We start from the raw sequence: 296 nt of genomic DNA on the forward strand, positions 1-296 counted from the left end.
GTGAGGTGTGGAAGCGCAGTGATGTGTTAAGCTAACTCATACTAATTGCCCGAGAGGCTTAACCATACAACGCCCAAAATGTTTTAAAGAATACAGTGTGTTTACTACGCAAGCTTGCTAAATAAAGGAACATGTTTTTATCAAATCCCTGCATGGATTTGACCCTGCACGTAGCACAAGAGTGCCGTACTGAAGGGCGTTAAGCATGTTCCAAACAGTTTTTTGCCTGGTGGCAATAGCGCTGTGGAACCACCTGATCCCATTCCGAACTCAGAAGTGAAACGCAGCTGCGACGA

Annotated in this window: 1 rRNA gene; it reads left to right on the forward strand. The window is 45.6% G+C overall.

The window, feature by feature from the left end:
* Positions 1-225: 225 nt before the first annotated feature.
* Positions 226-296: ribosomal RNA gene (gene rrf, locus MJX74_RS21540) — 5S ribosomal RNA — on the forward strand; the annotation flags it as partial.

The sequence above is a fragment of the Rheinheimera hassiensis genome (assembly GCF_022436675.1).
Classification (GTDB): Bacteria; Pseudomonadota; Gammaproteobacteria; order Enterobacterales; family Alteromonadaceae; genus Alishewanella; species Alishewanella hassiensis.